The sequence below is a fragment of the Streptomyces sp. NPDC001393 genome, assembly GCF_053597455.1.
Genome location: NZ_JBSFIH010000030.1, coordinates 22,116 through 37,348, shown reverse-complemented (window position 1 = coordinate 37,348; position 15,233 = coordinate 22,116). Strand labels below are relative to the sequence as shown.

The 15,233-nt window shown below is 71.3% G+C and carries 10 protein-coding genes; 2 read left to right on the top strand and 8 right to left on the bottom strand.

The window, feature by feature from the left end; all coding sequences use genetic code 11:
* Nucleotides 1-31: 31 nt before the first annotated feature.
* The 8 genes from ACWC2T_RS28005 to ACWC2T_RS27970 all read right to left on the bottom strand — a co-directional run bounded on the left by ACWC2T_RS28005 (nt 32) and on the right by ACWC2T_RS27970 (nt 10,965).
* Nucleotides 32-1,543, bottom strand: coding sequence for a glycoside hydrolase family 43 protein (locus ACWC2T_RS28005; RefSeq protein WP_450673125.1), 1,512 nt, complete (start codon nt 1,541-1,543; stop codon nt 32-34).
* Between the two features lie 83 nt (nt 1,544-1,626).
* The gene (locus tag ACWC2T_RS28000; protein ID WP_450673124.1) at nt 1,627-3,396 is read right to left on the bottom strand and encodes a cellulose binding domain-containing protein; all 1,770 of its coding nucleotides are present in this window, start codon (nt 3,394-3,396) and stop codon (nt 1,627-1,629) included.
* A gap of 234 nt (nt 3,397-3,630) precedes the next feature.
* Nucleotides 3,631-4,197 (bottom strand): hypothetical protein, encoded by a 567-nt coding sequence (locus tag ACWC2T_RS27995; protein ID WP_450673123.1) that lies wholly within the window; start codon nt 4,195-4,197, stop codon nt 3,631-3,633.
* A gap of 34 nt (nt 4,198-4,231) precedes the next feature.
* Entirely contained in the window at nt 4,232-6,217 is a 1,986-nt protein-coding gene (locus tag ACWC2T_RS27990; RefSeq protein WP_450673122.1) for a beta-galactosidase, read from the bottom strand.
* Nucleotides 6,218-6,246: 29 nt separating this feature from the next.
* Nucleotides 6,247-7,275, bottom strand: coding sequence for a LacI family DNA-binding transcriptional regulator (locus tag ACWC2T_RS27985; RefSeq protein ID WP_450673121.1), 1,029 nt, complete (start codon nt 7,273-7,275; stop codon nt 6,247-6,249).
* 95 nt (nt 7,276-7,370) lie between these two features.
* Entirely contained in the window at nt 7,371-8,345 is a 975-nt protein-coding gene (locus ACWC2T_RS27980; protein ID WP_450673120.1) for a carbohydrate ABC transporter permease, read from the bottom strand.
* A complete protein-coding gene (locus tag ACWC2T_RS27975; protein ID WP_450673119.1) occupies nt 8,342-9,331 on the bottom strand; it encodes an ABC transporter permease in 990 nt (329 codons plus the stop codon). The genes ACWC2T_RS27980 and ACWC2T_RS27975 overlap by 4 nt, the downstream gene beginning before the upstream one ends.
* Entirely contained in the window at nt 9,286-10,965 is a 1,680-nt protein-coding gene (locus ACWC2T_RS27970) for a Tat pathway signal sequence domain protein (protein WP_450673118.1), read from the bottom strand. Before ACWC2T_RS27970 ends, ACWC2T_RS27975 begins: the two co-directional genes overlap by 46 nt.
* Nucleotides 10,966-11,176: 211 nt before the next feature.
* Here ACWC2T_RS27970 and ACWC2T_RS27965 point away from each other — a divergent pair, with 211 nt between their 5' ends.
* Both ACWC2T_RS27965 and ACWC2T_RS27960 read left to right on the top strand, forming a co-directional pair.
* Nucleotides 11,177-14,032 carry a glycoside hydrolase family 3 C-terminal domain-containing protein gene (locus ACWC2T_RS27965; RefSeq protein ID WP_450673117.1) on the top strand — a complete coding sequence of 952 codons (2,856 nt, stop codon included), beginning with the start codon at nt 11,177-11,179 and terminating at the stop codon, nt 14,030-14,032.
* 143 nt (nt 14,033-14,175) lie between these two features.
* On the top strand, nt 14,176-15,219 hold the full coding sequence (locus ACWC2T_RS27960) for an acetylxylan esterase (protein ID WP_450673116.1): 1,044 nt from the start codon (nt 14,176-14,178) through the stop codon (nt 15,217-15,219).
* Nucleotides 15,220-15,233: the final 14 nt, after the last annotated feature.

Sequence of the window (15,233 nt, the reverse complement as noted above, 5' to 3'; positions counted from 1 at the left end):
TGAACGGGTGGGGGATCCCCTGACGGGTTTGTCAGGGGAGCGGCAGGGGCTCGTAGTCGAACCGGTCGAAGTGGACGGTTCCGGTGGCGGCGTACATGCCGATGACCCGGCCGGTGAACCCGCCGGCCACCTCGGTGGACAGGTAGCGGCCGTCGAGCGCGGCGAGTGCGGTGAAAGTGCCGTCCGGCTCCTCGATGCCGAAGGAGAGGGTGTCGGGCCCGGTCCGCGCGCCGCTCGGGGGCAGCGGAGCGATCTCGACGCCGAGTACCACCGCTCCGGCGGCCACCGGACGAGCGGCGACCTCGGTGCGCAGCGAGCCGATGCGGGCGAGCACCCTCACCTCGCCGTCGGCCGCCTCGATCTCGTAGTGGTGCTCCTCGTCCAGGCGGACAGCGAGGCCGCCGCGGCCGTCGGTGGCGTCGACCAGGGTGCGGGCCCGGCAGGCGAGGTGCTGCTGGCGCCGGCCGACGAAGACCGCGTCGTTCTCGTCCAAGGAGGCACCCGCAGCGTGCAGGGTCAGCCAGCCGGATCGTTCCTTCGTGGTGCACAGGCGCTCCGGCCGCTCGCGCAGCGAGATCCACCGGGGATGCAGCTCGGCCTGGTCGAAGTCGTCCCGGGTCGGTACGGCGGGCGCGGGGTGCAGCGGCCAGGCCGGGGTGGGCAGTTCGGGGGTGACCTCGCCGACGACCGGCCAGCCGTCCACCCACTCGACCGGGGCGAGGAAGGTCTCCCGGCCGAGCACGTGCCAGCCGGGGGTGCCGCCGCGCGGCCGTACGCCGAGCAGCACCATCCACCAGGAGCCGTCGGGCGCCTGGACGAGATCGGCGTGCCCGGTGTTCTGGATCGGGCGGGCGGTGCTGCGGTGGGTCAGGACCGGGTTGGCCGGGCACGGCTCGAACGGGCCGGAGGGCGTGAGGCCGCGGGCGATGGACACGCCGTGGCCGCGCTCGGTGCCGCCCTCGGCGATCATCAGGTACCAGTACCCGCCGATGCGGTAGAGGTGAGGGGCCTCGGGGGCCAGGGCGCCGGGGGTACCGGACCAGATCCGGTACGGCTCGCCGAGGGTCTCGCCGGTGGTCGGGTCGATGCGGACCTGGGAGACGCCGGCGACGGTGCACCAGCAGGTGCCGTCCTCGTCCCAGGCGAGGTCCGGGTCGATCCCGGGGACTCCGGGCAGCCGGACAGGGTCGGACCACGGACCGGCCGGGTCGGTGGCGGTGAAGAGCATGTTCCCGCCGTCGCCGACGTTGGTGACGATCAGCCAGAAGCGGCCGTCGTGGTGGCGCAGCGTCGGTGCGTAGATCCCTCCGGAGGAGGGCATGTCGCGCGGGAGGCGCAGCTGGCTCGGCCGGTCCAGGGCGTTGCCGATCTGCGTCCAGTTCACCAGGTCGCGGCTGTGGAAGACCGGGATGCCGGGGAAGTACTCGAAGCTGGAGCAGACGAGGTAGTAGTCGTCGCCCACGCGGCAGATGCTGGGGTCGGGGTGGAAGCCGGGAATCACCGGGTTGGGGACGGTGCCGGCGGGCTGGGACTGGTCTGACACGTGGTCGGTTCCTTTCGGAGGTCTGTGTTCGGGGGTGGTGCCCCGACCTCTGGGGAGTCCGGGGCACCACCGGCTCATCGGGTTCAGCCGATCGCGCAGGAGGCGCCGTTGAACCAGAAGGCGGACGGATCGGCGTCACTGCTGGACCAGGTGGCCCTGAAGCCCCACTGGACGCTCCCGCCCTGCGGGACGGCGGCGTCGTAGGACACGTTCCCGGCGTTGACGCTCGGGCCGCTCTGCGACACCGAGGCGTTCCAGCTGTTGGTGATGCTGTTGTCGCCGGGGAAGTTGAAGCCGAGGGACCAGCCGTTGACCTGGCCGAGGCTGTTGTTGACGACCGTCACGGAGCCGACCATGACGCCCCGCCACTCGTTCTTGTTGTAGACGACCCGGCAGGCCGCGCTGGCCGGGTGCATCTGGACGACCGTGATGCTGTAGGCGGGCACGGTCTGGGTGGTCGCGCTGCCGCTCTGGGCCGTGCCGATCGAGTGGGCGTTCTTGAGGTAGGAGTGGACGGTCGGGGTGGCGGAGGAAGGGGTGAACCCGGTGTAGGAGAGGTTCACCGTGGCGTCGTTGTTCGGGTCCCTGTTGATCAGCATGACGTCCACGTCGCCGTCGGCGCGGCGGACGGCGTGCGCGGAGAGCAGCGAGGACGAGCTGGCGGCCTTGACCAGGGTGTCGCCGGGCGCGCCCAGCCTGCTGATCATCTGGATGCCGTAGTAGGCGGGGAAGGGCGTGTTGACGGGCGGCTCGCAGGAGGCGCCGCTGGAGACCATGCCGCCGTCGTTGTAGTCGGTGGCGCCCTCGACGGTGGTCACCTTGCTGCAGTCGGTGCCGTTGCGCAGGTCCCACCAGTCCACGTTGAACGCGCCGTTCTCCAGCCAGGTGAGGTAGTTGTCCGGCGCGAACAATCCGTTCGGGGAGGTGTCCAGGTAGGCCTGGGCGTTCGCCTCGGTCACCGCGATGCCGACGTTCGGGGCGTTGGATCCGGCGTACTGGTTGATCAGCGAGCGCACGGTGCCGGCGATGTTCGGGTTCTGGGCCTGCGGTTTGGTGAGCAGGTCGGCCGGGCTGGTGCTGGTGGGGTAGGCGTGTACGACGGCGAAGTCGATCTTTGAGCCGGCGATCGACAGGACGGTGTGGTTCCAGTCCATGGTGTCGCCCGGGCCGACGATGCCGTCCGGCCAGTAGCCGGGGGTGGTCAGCACGGCACCGATCTTGATGCTCGGGTCGGCCGCCTTCATCGCCGAGATGTACTGCAGCAGGTTGTCGGCGTAGGTGGTGGCGCTCTTGCTGCTGTGGGTGTCGTACTCCCAGCCGTTGCCGTTGCTGTACTCGCCGTTGCCGTAGACCTCGTTGCCGACCTCCCAGTACTTGACGCCGTAGCCCTTGGTGACGTTGGCGTACCGGACCCAGGCGGCGGCCTCCTGCGGGGTGCCGGAGCCGTAGTTGGCGGTGATGATCGGCTGCGCTCCGGCGGCGCGCACGGTGCCCATGAAGGCGTCGAAGCCGGTGTTCGGGGCGACGTACGCACCGGCGTCGGCGGTGCCGGTCTGCCAGTGGTAGACGTCGGAGTGGCTGCCGCCGGGGTAACGGACGGCGTTGATGCCGGCCGTGCTGAGCAGGCCGGGGGTGGCGGCGGAGTTCATGTTGGCGTCGTAGACCGGGATGTTGACGCCGACGCCGGTGGCGGGGACGGCAGCGAGCTGCAGGGCGGCGTCGACCGACACCGACACGGAGTTCGCGGCGGCGGCGGGCGGTGCGACGGCGGCGATCGCGCCGGTGACGGCGAGCGCGAGGGCCGCAGCGGCGGCTATGGCGCGTTCACGACAGGGGTGGACGGGTGATTTCATTGCGTCCCTCCAGGGGGTGGGGGTGCGTGGTGTTCGGGTGGGGGATCGAACTCCCGCAAGCTGGACGGTGGAGCCCGGCGGGTTGCTTGGGGTCGGGCCCGGACGCGAAGTGTGTTCCGCACGGATGCGGGCCGGCGCGGTGGGGCGCGCGCGGTCGCACGGCGCACGATCAACTCCCTTCGGGAGAAGTCCTGGTGAGGCGGAGCAGGACGGCGGACGGGGCCGACGGCAGGGTCAGGGTGAGTCCGGCGGTGCCGGAGGCCAGACGGTGGCGGCCTGGCTGGACGACGGGTAGAGCACTTCGACGCGGACGTCGGCACCGACCAGGTGGGGCAGGTCGAGATCCCGGACGGCCTCCGCGCCGTGGCGGCGCCAGGCGCTGACATAGGTGGTGGCCGGGGTGTGCAGTGCCAGGGCGATCCACGGGTCCTCCCAGCCCGGAAGCCCGAGCGGCCGGGCAGGCAGGGCTTGCGGCAGGTCGGTGCGGATCGCCTTGTGGGCGGCCACCGCTTCGTGAACCAAGTCACGTGCCTCAGAGGTGAGTTCGGTGAGCCGGCCGGAGAGGTGGATGCGGCCGAGGAGCCCGTTGGCCATGGTGAGGGCGACTTCGTCGGGGGAGTCCTCGGGCAGCGGGTACGCCCAGACGGCGCCCCGCGGCAGCGGTGCGCCGGGGCGCGGAGTGCTGGTCTTCTCGCCGGGTGCGCCGAGGCGGACCAGGCGGGGCGGGCCCGGCTCGCCCAGGGAGACCTCCAGCTCCAGGGCGTCGCGGCCCCAGCGGATCGTCTCGTGCGGGTCGGTCATGATGCCTTCCTCGATGGGGAGACGCGGCGCGAGGTCAGTGCGCGCGCAGGACCGCGCAGCCGCCGGGCGCCAGCTCGCTCAGCGGCCCGTCCGTGAGCAGGTCATGGCCGGGCCGGGGCAGCGGTACAGCCTCGGCGCTGTGGTTGAGCAGCAGGTGCCAGCCGCGGCCGTCCGGGGTGTGCCGGGTGACGGCTTCGACGCCCGTCGGCAGGCCCGGAAGCTCCGGGGCGACCCTGGCCTCCGTGAGCAGTCGGCCGACCAGGGCGGCGTAGCCGGATTCGTCGAGGTGGGTGGAGAGGTACCAGCCGTGGCCGGAGCCGAAGCCGTGGCGGGTGAGTGCCGGGCTGCCGGAGAGCATGCCGTGGGTGTAGGCGGCGAGCGCCTCGGCGCCCTCGGCGCGCAGGGATTCGCTCCAGGAGGTGGCAGTCGAACCGTCGGAGAGCGTGATCTGCTCGTCCTGGCGCAGCGGGCGGTACTCCTCGACCCGGATGCCGAGCGCCTCGCGCAGCGGGGCGGCCGGGTAGCCGCCGAGCCGGGAGTGCAGGCGCTCGTCGACCACGCCGCTGAAGTGCTGGACGAGCAAAGTGCCGCCGGCGGCGACGTAGCGGCGCAGGTTCTCGGCGCCCGCGTCGGTGAGCAGGAACAGGGCGGGGGCGAGGACCAGCCGGTAGCGGCTCAGGTCGTGCTCGGGGTGGGCGAAGTCGACCGTCCGGCCGGTGTCCCAGAGCGCCCGGTGGGCGCGGCGCAGCGCGGCGAGGTAGTCGAGCTCGGACGACGGGAGCCCGTCGACGCGCATGGCCCACCAGGCGTCCGAGTCGTGCAGGACGGCGACCTCGGCCCGGACGGTGGAGCCGGCGAGTTCGCCGAGCCGGGCGACGGCCTCTCCGGCCGCCGTGACCTCGCGGAAGGTGCGGCTGTCCGGCCCGGCGTGCGGGACCATCGCCGAGTGCCACTGCTCGGCGCCGGCCCGGGACTGGCGCCACTGGAAGAACAGCGCGCCCTCCGAGCCGCGGGCGATGTGGGCGAGCGAGTGGCGCAGGATGTCCCCCGGCTCCTTGGCGAGGACGCGGCCGCCGGCGTAGACGGTGTTGGTGCCCTGTTCCATCAGCAGCCAGGGGGCGCCGCCGGCGATCGAGCGGGCCCGGTCGGCGTCGAAGGCGGCCTGGGCGGCGGCGTCGACGCCGGGTGCGCTGGGGTAGTGGTTGACGGAGACCACGTCGACCTCGCGGCCGAAGGCCCACAGGTCCAGGTTCTGGTAGCCGGGCAGCATGAGGTTGGTGGTGACGGGGCGGTCGCTGTGGGCGCGGATCGCGTCGCGCTGCTCGCGGTAGGCGGCGAGGGTCTCGTCGGACCAGAAGCGGCTGAAGTCCAGCGTCTGGCCGGGGTTGTGGTGCCACTGGCTGGCTCGGGGCGGGAGGATCTGCTCCCACGAGGTGTAGTTCTGGCTCCAGAAGGCGGTGCCCCAGGCCTCGTTGAGGGCGTCGAGGGAGCCGTGGCGGGCGCGCAGCCAGACCCGGAAGGCGGCGGCGGTGTGGTCGCACAGGCAGAGGGTCACGTACTCGTTGTGGACGTGCCACAGGGCGAGCGCCGGGTGGTCGCCGTAGCGTTCGGCGAGGGCGGTGGCGATGCGGCGGGCGGCCCGGCGGTAGGCGGGGGCGGTGAGGCAGTAGGTGTCCCGGCTGCCGTGGGTCAGGCGGGCGCCGTCGGGGCGGACCGGCAGGGCGTCCGGGTGGGCGAGGGTGAACCAGGGCGGCGGGGAGGCGGTGGGGGTGGCCAGGTCGACGGCGACGCCGGCCGCGTGGAGGCGGTCGAGGTGGGCGTCGAGCCAGGCGAAGTCGTACCGCCCCTCCTCGGGCTCCATCAGGGCCCAGGAGAACACGCCGACGGTGGCGAGGTTGACCCGCGCCCGGCGCATCAGCGCGTCGTCCTCCTTCCACACCTCCGCGTCCCACTGCTCGGGGTTGTAGTCCCCGCCGAAGGCGAGCCCGCCGAGGCGGTCGGTGAGCCGGCGGATGTCCATCGGGGAACTGTCCTTCTGGTCGCGGTGTGTCAACTGCGGTGCGATGCCGGGGCCGTGCTTTCGCGGACCACCAGCTCCGGTGGCATCAAAAGGAGTTGATCCTCCGGCTGGTCGCCCGCGCCGGTCGCGGCGATCCTCGCCATGACCTGGTCGACGGCGACCTGCCCGAGGTCCTTCTTGGGACTGGTCACCGAGGTGAGCCGGGGGGAGTGCTGCTCCGCCAGCGGGTCGGGGCAGATGGCGAGCACGGAGGCGTCCTCCGGCACGGTCCGTCCGCCGACGCGCAGCAGGCTGAGCAGCGGGCCGATCGCGGCCTCGTTCTGCACGACGAGCCCCGTGGTGTCCGGGCGGTCCGCGAAGATGCGGGCCAGGGTGCCCGCGGTGCTCTCGTACGTGCCCTCGCACGGCCGGTGGAGGACGCGCAGGCCGCGCTGCTCGGCGCGTTGGCGGAATCCGTTCAGGGTTCGCTCGGCGTAGCCGGCGTGGCGGCGGTAGACGCCGCTGCTGTAGCCGATGAAGGCGACGTCGCGGTGGCCGAGGTCGGCCAGGTGGTCGGCGCACAGGGCGCCCGCAGTGGCGAAGTCGTGGTCGACGCAGGAGAGTCCGGCGGGGTCGTCGGGCAGGCCGATGAGGGCGGCCGGGATCTTTTCGGCCTGCAGGACCGGGATCCGGTCGTCGTCCAGCCGGACGTCCATGAGGATGACCCCGTCGGCGAGTCCGGTGGCGGCGACCCGGCGGATGCCCTCGGGCCCTTCGTCGTTGGTGAGCAGCAGAACGTCGTAGCCGTGTTCGCGGGCGGCCACGGTGACGGCAATGGCGATCTCCATCATGGTGGGAACGTGCACTTCGGGGTGGAGCGGCACCACCAGGGCGATGACGTGGGAGCGCTTGCCCGCAAGAGCCCGGGCACCCGCGTTGGGGTGGTAGCCGAGGTCCGTGACGGCGTGCTCGATGCGGGTCCTGGTCTCGTCGGAGATCGGGCGCTTGCCGCTCAGTGCGTAGCTGACCGTGCTGGACGAGACGCCGGCGTGCCTGGCCACATCGGCGAGTGTCACCATCGTTCTGCTTCCTTCTGTCGGTTCTGGGGAGCGGTCCCTGTCACGCGGCTGGGGAGGGGCGCGCGGGACCGCTCCCGGTCTGCGGGGCCCCGGGCTCAGCCCTTGATCGCGCCGGTGAGGACGCCGGTGCGCAGGTGCTTCTGCACGAACGGGTAGACGATCAGCAGCGGTACCAGGGTGAGGACCACGACCGCCATCTGCAGCGACAGCGGCGCGGTCTGCGCGTGGGTCGTGCCGAAGCCGGAGTTGACGGAGCCCGGCAGGCCGTTGCCCCGGTTGACGTAGGTGAGCAACACGTATTGCAGCGGCCACTTCTGACTGTCCGTCGGCATGTAGAGCATCACGTTGAAGAACGCGTTCCAGTAGCCCACGGCGTAGAACAGCGCGGTGACGGCGGTGACGGCGCGTGAGGTGGGCAGGACGACGGACCACAGGATCCGCCAGTCCCCCGCGCCGTCCATGCGGGCCGCGTCGATCAGTTCGGAGGAGGTCTCCTGGTAGAAGGCGCGCAGCACCAGGATGTTGAAGACGGAGACGGCGCTGGGCAGGATCAGCGCCCACCACTGGTCGTACCCGCCGAGTCCGGTGACGACCAGGAAGCTCGGGATCAGGCCGCCGCTGACGAACATCGTGGTGATCAGCAGCAGCAGGACGAAGCGGTGCCCGAGGGAGCGGGGCCGGGAGAGGCCGTAGGCGCACAGGACGGAGACGGCCATGGAGATCGCGGTGCCGACCACGGTGATGCCCAGGCTCACCATCAGTGCGGTGACGACCGTCGGGTCGCTGAGCATCTGGCGGTACGTCTCGGTGGTCAGGCCGTCCGGCCAGATCACCAGGCCGCCGGCCCGGTTGACGGCGCCGGGGGTGGAGAAGCTGGTCACCACGATGATCCAGAGCGGGACCAGGATGACGGCGAGCGTTGCGCCGAGCGTGAGCCCCTTGGCGGCCTGGCCGACGGCGGTGGGCGGCTCCTCCCAGGGTGGGCGGGCGGAGCGGGCCCGGCGGCGGGCGGCTGCTGCTGCCGTGCGGCGCTGCTCGCGCCGCGAACCGATGGTGAGTGCGTTGGTCATCTGCGATACAGCCCGTCCTCGCCGAAGGCGTGCGCCAGCCGGTTGGCGCCCCAGATGAGCAGGAGGGAGACCACGCTCTTGAAGAGCCCGGCCGCCGCGCCGTAGCTGTAGCCGCCGGTGGCGATGCCGTAGTAGAAGGAGAAGGTGTCCAGGACGTCCGCGGCCTCGTGGCCGACGGCGTCACGCTGGATCAGGAACTGCTCGAAGCCCACCGACAGTGCGTTGCCCAGGCGCAGGACCAGCATCAGCACGATCACGCCGCGCAGGCCCGGCAGCGTGATGTGCCACATCCGCCGGAACCGGCCCGCGCCGTCCGCCGCCGCGGCCTCGTACAGCTCGCTGTTGATCGCGCTCAGCGCCGCGAGGAAGACGATGATCCCCCAGCCCGCCTCCTTCCAGATGACCTGGGAGGTGACCAGCAGCGCGAAGGTGTGCGGGTTGGTCATGATGTCCCAGGTCCCGATGTCGTGCCGGCGCAGGAACTGGTTGAGCACGCCGGCCCCGCCCAGCATCTGCTGGAAGATCGTGATCGCGAGCACCCACGAGAAGAAGTGCGGCAGGTAGACGACGGACTGGAAGATGTTGCGGATCCGCTCGCTCACCACGGAGTTGAGCAGCAGGGCCAGGGCGATCGGGACCGGGAAGAAGAGGACCAGCTGGACGAAACTCAGATACAGCGTGTTCTTCATCGAGGCCCAGAACATCGGGTCGTCGAACAACTGCCGGAACTGGTCGAAGCCGACCCAGTCGCTGTGCCAGACACCGACCAGCGGGTCGTACTCCTGGAAGGCGGTGAGGATGCCGAACAGCGGGACGTAGTTGAACACCAGGAGCAGGACGACCGCGGGCACCGTCATCAGCAGGAGCGACTTGTCGCGCCTCAGCCTGATCCGCCAGTTGAGCCGCGCGGGGCCGGCCGGGCGTCTCGGTGCTGCGGTGCTCACTGGCCGGTGCCGTACTTGTTGAGGACTTTGTCGGTCATCCATCGCTTGAGCCGCTCCCCGGGGCCGGACCGCCAGCCGGCGATGGCGTCCTGCACGTCGGAGACCTTCTTCTTGCCGTGGTAGCAGTCCTTGATGGTGTCCTCGACGGCCTGTGCGGCTGCGGCCGAGGCGATCGCCTGCGGCATGGTGAAGTTCATGCTCCAGAAGGCCGGCTTGGCGAGGTGCTTGACGTTGACGGCCTGCCAGGCCGCGTAGTCCTTGGTGACTATGTCGCCCCCCGGATTGCTGATCACGGAGGGGGGAGCGGCCAGGAACGGGTAGGTCGTCGCCTGGACGTCCTTCTTGCCCTCGTTCGTGAAGGTCGGCACGCCGTTGACGCGCTTGTGGTGCACGCCCTCGACACCGAAGTTGACCAGGGTGTACTCGGCCGTGCCGTAGGGAGCGGCGAGGTAGTTCGCGACGGAGAGCAGTTCCTCGATCTGGGCGGGCTTCAGATCGGCGTTGAGGTAGCTGATCATGCTGGCGGCGGTGCCCATCCAGATTACGGGCGTGCCCTTGCCGTCGCCGGTGAGGGCGTTGAAGGCGCCGCGCCGGTAGTTCGGGTCCGCGGCGACGCCGGACTGGTGGTCGGCCAGATTCCAGGCGCCTGCTCCGCCACCCGCGATGAGTACCTTTCCGCTGTAGAAGCGGGTGGCTCCGTTGGCGACGTCACCGGCGAGGGCGTCCGGGTGTATGTAGCCGGAGGTGGCCAGGCGGTAGTGCCAGTCGAGGGCCTCCAGGAACTCCTGGGTCTCGTACTTGTGGACCAGCTTGCCGTTGTCGACCTTCCAGTTCTGGGGAGCGCCCCAGGCCGTGAAGAGGTAGGTCCACACGTCGTCGAAGGCCCACACGCCCCTCCTGGCGTCGGTCAGCTCCTTGCCGAGGTTCATCAGGTCGTCGGCGGACTTCACCTGGTCGGCCGTGATGCCCCGGGCATCGAGGACGTCCCGGCGGTAGAAGATGGCGCCGGGGATGCAGAAGCTGGTGGAGAAGCAGGGGATCCCGTAGAGCTTGTCGCCCCAGACCCCCATCTGCCAGGCGCCGGAGGGGATGGCGGCCAGGTTGGGGTACTTCTTGACCTTGTCGCCCGACAGGTACGGGGTCAGGTCCGCGAGCTGGGTGCCGATCAGCTCGCCGGTGTTGAAGTTGTTGTTCCACCAGGACGGCAGGTTGATCCAGTCCGGCAGCTTCTTGGCGGCGGTCATCGTCGGAACGATGGTGTCGTAGTGGGTGCCGTCGGCCGGCTTGATCGTGAGGTTGACACCCAGGGCCTTGTGCATGGCCTGGTAGAAGGAGTTGCCGGCCGGCGGGACGGTGCCCCACAGCGGCGTCACGGCCGAGTAGCTGCCGCCCTTGCCCGGAATGCCGGAGACGCTGGCGACCGGGGAGGCCGGGTAGGAGAGGAAGCCGGGGTCCGTCGCCGTGCCGGCGCCGCCCGCGACGGAGGGGATGTCCGGCTTGATGACGGTGCTGGGCACGTAGGCGGGCAGGGCCGCCTTCAGGCCCTGCCCGGTGTTCGCACCGGTCTTGTGTTGCGTGCTGCCGCCGCAGGCGGACAGCACGGGCGCCATCGCGGCGGCTCCCGCGACCGTGGCGGCGGTACTCAGGAAGCTCCTGCGGTTCAAGCCGTATCTCATGGTGGCGTGGCCCCTCTCCGTCGAAGCGCGGGCAAAGCGTCGAAGCGCTTGAATATTTCGGGGACACTAACGATGCGTTACCTGGTTCGGCAAGAGGCTGAACAAATGCAAAATCCATTGACCTTGGGGAGTTGACACTCCCGTCGGAGCGTGCCAGCGTCGAAGCGCTTCGATCACACCGCCGAGCCCGTTCGCCCGAGGGGTATTCCACGTGAGTTCCGTGCCCGTGTCCGCAGCCGGCCTGCCGGACTTCCGCAATCCCGCGCTGCCACTGCGCCGGCGCGTCGACGACCTGCTCGAACGGCTGACGCTCGACGAGCGGATCGCGATGCTGCACCAGTACGCGCCTGCCGTCCCGCGCCTCGGCGTCGCCGCGTTCCGCACCGGCAGCGAGGCCCTGCACGGGGTGTCCTGGCTGGGTGAGGCGACGGTCTTCCCACAGGCCGTCGGACTCGGCGCCAGCTGGGACGAGGACCTCGTGCGCGAGGTCGCCGAGGCGGTCTCGACCGAGCTGCGGGCCTTCCACTACCACCGCCCGCCGGCGGTCGGCAGCCCGGAGCGCGGAGCCAACTCGCTGCAGGCCTGGGCCCCCGTGCTCAACCTGCTGCGCGACCCGCGCTGGGGGCGCAACGAGGAGGGCTACTCCGAGGACCCGGTGCACACCGCGCGGGTCGGCGAGGCGTTCTGCAACGGGCTCTCCGGCGACCACCCGACTTACCTGCGTTCTGCCCCGGTGCTCAAGCACTTCCTCGCCTACAACAACGAGGACGACCGCTGCACCACCTCCTCCGGGCTGCGCCCGCGCGTGCTCCAGGAGTACGACCTGGCCGCCTTCCGGCCCGTCGTCGCCTCCGGCGCCGCGACCGGTGCGATGGCCGCCTACAACCTGGTCAACGGCCGCCCCTGCCACGTCAGTCCGCTCATCGAGGCGGAACTGCGCCGCTGGGCCGAGCCGACCGGCCACGAGCTGTTCGTGGTCAGCGACGCCGAGGCCCCCTCCAACCTGGTCGACCCGGAGCACTACTTCGACGACCACGCCGAGTCCCATGCGGCCGCGCTCAAGGCCGGCATCGACAGCTTCACCGACCACGGTGAGGACAGCGGGATCCCGGTCGGCCGACTGCGCGAAGCGCTGGAGCGCGGCCTGATCGACGAGGCCGACGTGGACCGCGCCGTTCGCCGCCAGCTCGAACTTCGCTTCCGCCTGGGCGAGTTCGACCCGGAACTGGACCCGTATGCGGGCACCGGCCCCGAGGTGATCGACAGCCCCGAGCACCGCGCCCTGGCCCGCAGGGCCGCGACCGAGTCGACGGTGCTGCTCAAGAACGACGGCCTGCTGCCGCTGGATCCGGCCCGCACACCGCGGATCGCCGTCATCGGCCCGCTTGCCGACACCCTCTTCGAGGACTGGTACAGCGGCACCATGCCGTACCGGGTGACTGTCGCCACCGGTCTCGTCGCGGCTCTCGGCGCCCACGGCGGCGAGATCGTCCCGGTGGAGGGCTCCGACCGGATCGCCCTGCGCTCGCACAGCACGGGCGAACTGCTCGGCAAAACCGCCTTCGACCTGACCGACTGGGGTGGCGGTGCCGTCACGCTGCGCGCCGTCGACACCGGCCGCTACCTCAGCCTTCAGGACGACGACGCCCTGGCCGCCGATCAGGACACCATCAAGAGCTGGTTCGTCAAGGAGACCTTCCGGCTCGAACCGGCCGGCCCCGACACCGTGCTGCTGCGCTCTGTGTTCACCGGACGCTACGCCGCCGTGGACCGGGCCGGCGGCCGGGTCACCCTCACCGCCGAGACCGCGGAGGAGGCCGAACACTGGCAGCGCGAGTTGGTGCGCGACGGCATCGCCGAGGCGCGGTCGGCCGCCGAAACGGCGGATGTCGCCGTGGTCGTCCTCGGCAACCACCCGATGATCAACGGCCGCGAGACCGAGGACCGCGCGGACATCGACCTGCCCGAGGGGCAGGAGGAACTGCTGCGCGCCGTCGCGGCCGTCCGCCCGGACACCGCCCTGGTCATGATGAGCAGCTACCCCTACGCCCTCGACTGGGCCGACGAACACCTGCCCGCCGTGGTGTGGACCTCCCACGGCGGGCAGGAGACCGGCAACGCGCTGGCCGCCGTGCTGCTCGGCGAGGCCGAGCCCGCCGGCCGCCTGCCGCAGACCTGGTACCGGGGCGACGACCCGCTGCCCGCACCGCTCGACTACGACATCATCAAGGCCGGCTGGACCTACCAGTACCACCGCTCCGTACCCCTCTACCCCTTCGGCCACGGGCTGTCCTACACCGACTTCGCCCACCGCGACCTGCGCCTGTCGCACCCGTCGATCGGCCAGGACGGCTCGGTCGAGGCCACCGTGACCCTGGAGAACGGTGGAGCGCGGCCCGGCAGCGAGGTGGTCCAGGTCTACGTCCGCGCCCTTCAGGCCCGTTACGAGGCACCCCGGCTGCGCCTGGCCGACTTCCGCAAGGTCCGGCTGGAGCCGGGGGAGAGCCGCGAGCTGACCTTCCGGCTGTCGGCCGAGCAGCTCGCCCACTGGTCCGTCGCCACCGGGGACTTCGCCGTCGACCCCGGCCGCTACGAGGTGCTCGTCGCCCGCAGCGCCGACCACCCCGTGCTCATCGCGCCGCTCACCGTGACCGGGACGCCCGCCGCACCCCGGCCGGGCGTCGAACACCGGATCCTGGCCGTCGAGTTCGACGACTACGAGGACGCCACCATCGTCGACGCCACCCGCTTTGACGGCGACGCCGTCACGCCCACCGATCCCGCACAGCCCGCGAGGCTCCTCTTCCGCGAGGTCGACCTCTCCGGCGCCCGCGCGATCGAGGTCGAGACCGCCCGCGAGGGCGCCGGCACGGGCGGGGCGCGGCTCGACGTCCGCTCCGGCGGCCGGGTGCTGGCCGCGATCGAGGTGCCCGTGACCGGCGACCGATACGCCTGGACCAGCACCACCGCCGAGCTCGCCGCCCCGCTCCACGGCGTGCACGACCTGAGCCTGACCCTGCACGGCGACTTCCGGCTGACCGCCTTCCGCTTCGGCGGGGCCGGCTGAAGCCTCCCACCCCCAGACCGGTGGTCCGCCTGTGAGGGGGCGGGCGGACCGCCCTCCCACCCCTGCCCGGCCTGCGCGCCGGAAGACCCGCCCGCTGCCGCATCCGTTCCGACCCCGTCACCCGCCGCCCGGAGGCGGCCCCCATGTCGCTGCTGACGCCCCACCACCTCACCTCGTCCTCGCAACACCCGGAGGAATCCCCCATGCCGGTCACCGACTTCGGACTCGACGAACTCACCGGCTATCAGCCCGAGTCGACCATTCCGCAGGATTTCGACGAGTTCTGGCGGCGCACCCTCGCCGAGGCCCGCTCGCACGGTGGGGTGGTCAAGGCCGAAGTCGTCACTGCGCAGTACGGACTGCGCACCGTCGAGGTCGATGACGTACGGTTCCCCGGCTGGAACGGCGAGCCGGTGGCCGCCTGGCTGCTGCGCCCGGGCGGCGTGGCGGGCCCGCTGCCGGTTGTCGTCACGTACATGGGCTACTGCGGCGGCCGCGGACTACCAACCGAACACCTGTTCTGGCCTGCCGTCGGCTACGCCCAACTCGTCGTGGACAGCCGGGGACAGGGTCACGACACCCCGGACCAGACCATGGGTGACGGCACCCAGTGGGTCGAGGGCTTCATGACCCGCGGCATCGACTCCCCGGAGAACTACTACTACCGGCGGCTGATGACCGACTGTGTGCGCGCCGTGGACGCCGTCGCAGAGCTGCCCGGTCTCGACGCCAACCGGATCGTGGTGGCCGGCGGCAGCCAGGGCGGCGGCCTGGCCCTCGCCGTCGCCGGGCTCACCGGGGACCGGGTGGCCGCGGTGATGCCGGACGTCCCGTTCCTGTGCCATTACCTCCAGGGCGCGCAGACATCCCTGGATGGGCCGTACCAGGAGCTCGTCAAGTATCTGCGCTGGCACAGCCGGCACCGCTTGCAGCCGACCTTCGCCACCCTCGACTACTTCGACGGCGTCCACTTCGCCCAGCGGGCCACCGCACCTGCCCTGTTCAGCGTTGGCCTGATGGACCCGATCTGCCCGCCCCGGACGGTCTACGCGGCCTTCAACCACTACGCGGGCGAGGACCGCACCATGACCGTCTGGCCCTTCGCCGACCACGCCGGCGGCTGCGGCTCCAACCCGCCCGTCCAGCTGTCCTGGCTGCGTGACCGCGGGCTGGCACCGGAGCTGTGACCGCCGTTCCCGAT

What these genes read in the sequence shown, in the direction of transcription:
- ACWC2T_RS27980 (WP_450673120.1), bottom strand. Translation starts at nt 8,345, where the DNA reads ATGACCAACGCACTCACCATCGGTTCGCGGCGCGAGCAGCGCCGCACG.
- ACWC2T_RS27975 (WP_450673119.1), bottom strand. Translation starts at nt 9,331, where the DNA reads ATGGATGACCGACAAAGTCCTCAACAAGTACGGCACCGGCCAGTGAGC.
- ACWC2T_RS28000 (WP_450673124.1), bottom strand. Translation starts at nt 3,396, where the DNA reads ATGAAATCACCCGTCCACCCCTGTCGTGAACGCGCCATAGCCGCCGCT.
- ACWC2T_RS27970 (WP_450673118.1), bottom strand. Translation starts at nt 10,965, where the DNA reads ATGAGATACGGCTTGAACCGCAGGAGCTTCCTGAGTACCGCCGCCACG.
- ACWC2T_RS27960 (WP_450673116.1), top strand. Translation starts at nt 14,176, where the DNA reads ATGTCGCTGCTGACGCCCCACCACCTCACCTCGTCCTCGCAACACCCG.
- ACWC2T_RS27985 (WP_450673121.1), bottom strand. Translation starts at nt 7,275, where the DNA reads ATGGTGACACTCGCCGATGTGGCCAGGCACGCCGGCGTCTCGTCCAGC.
- ACWC2T_RS27990 (WP_450673122.1), bottom strand. Translation starts at nt 6,217, where the DNA reads ATGGACATCCGCCGGCTCACCGACCGCCTCGGCGGGCTCGCCTTCGGC.
- ACWC2T_RS27995 (WP_450673123.1), bottom strand. Translation starts at nt 4,197, where the DNA reads ATGACCGACCCGCACGAGACGATCCGCTGGGGCCGCGACGCCCTGGAG.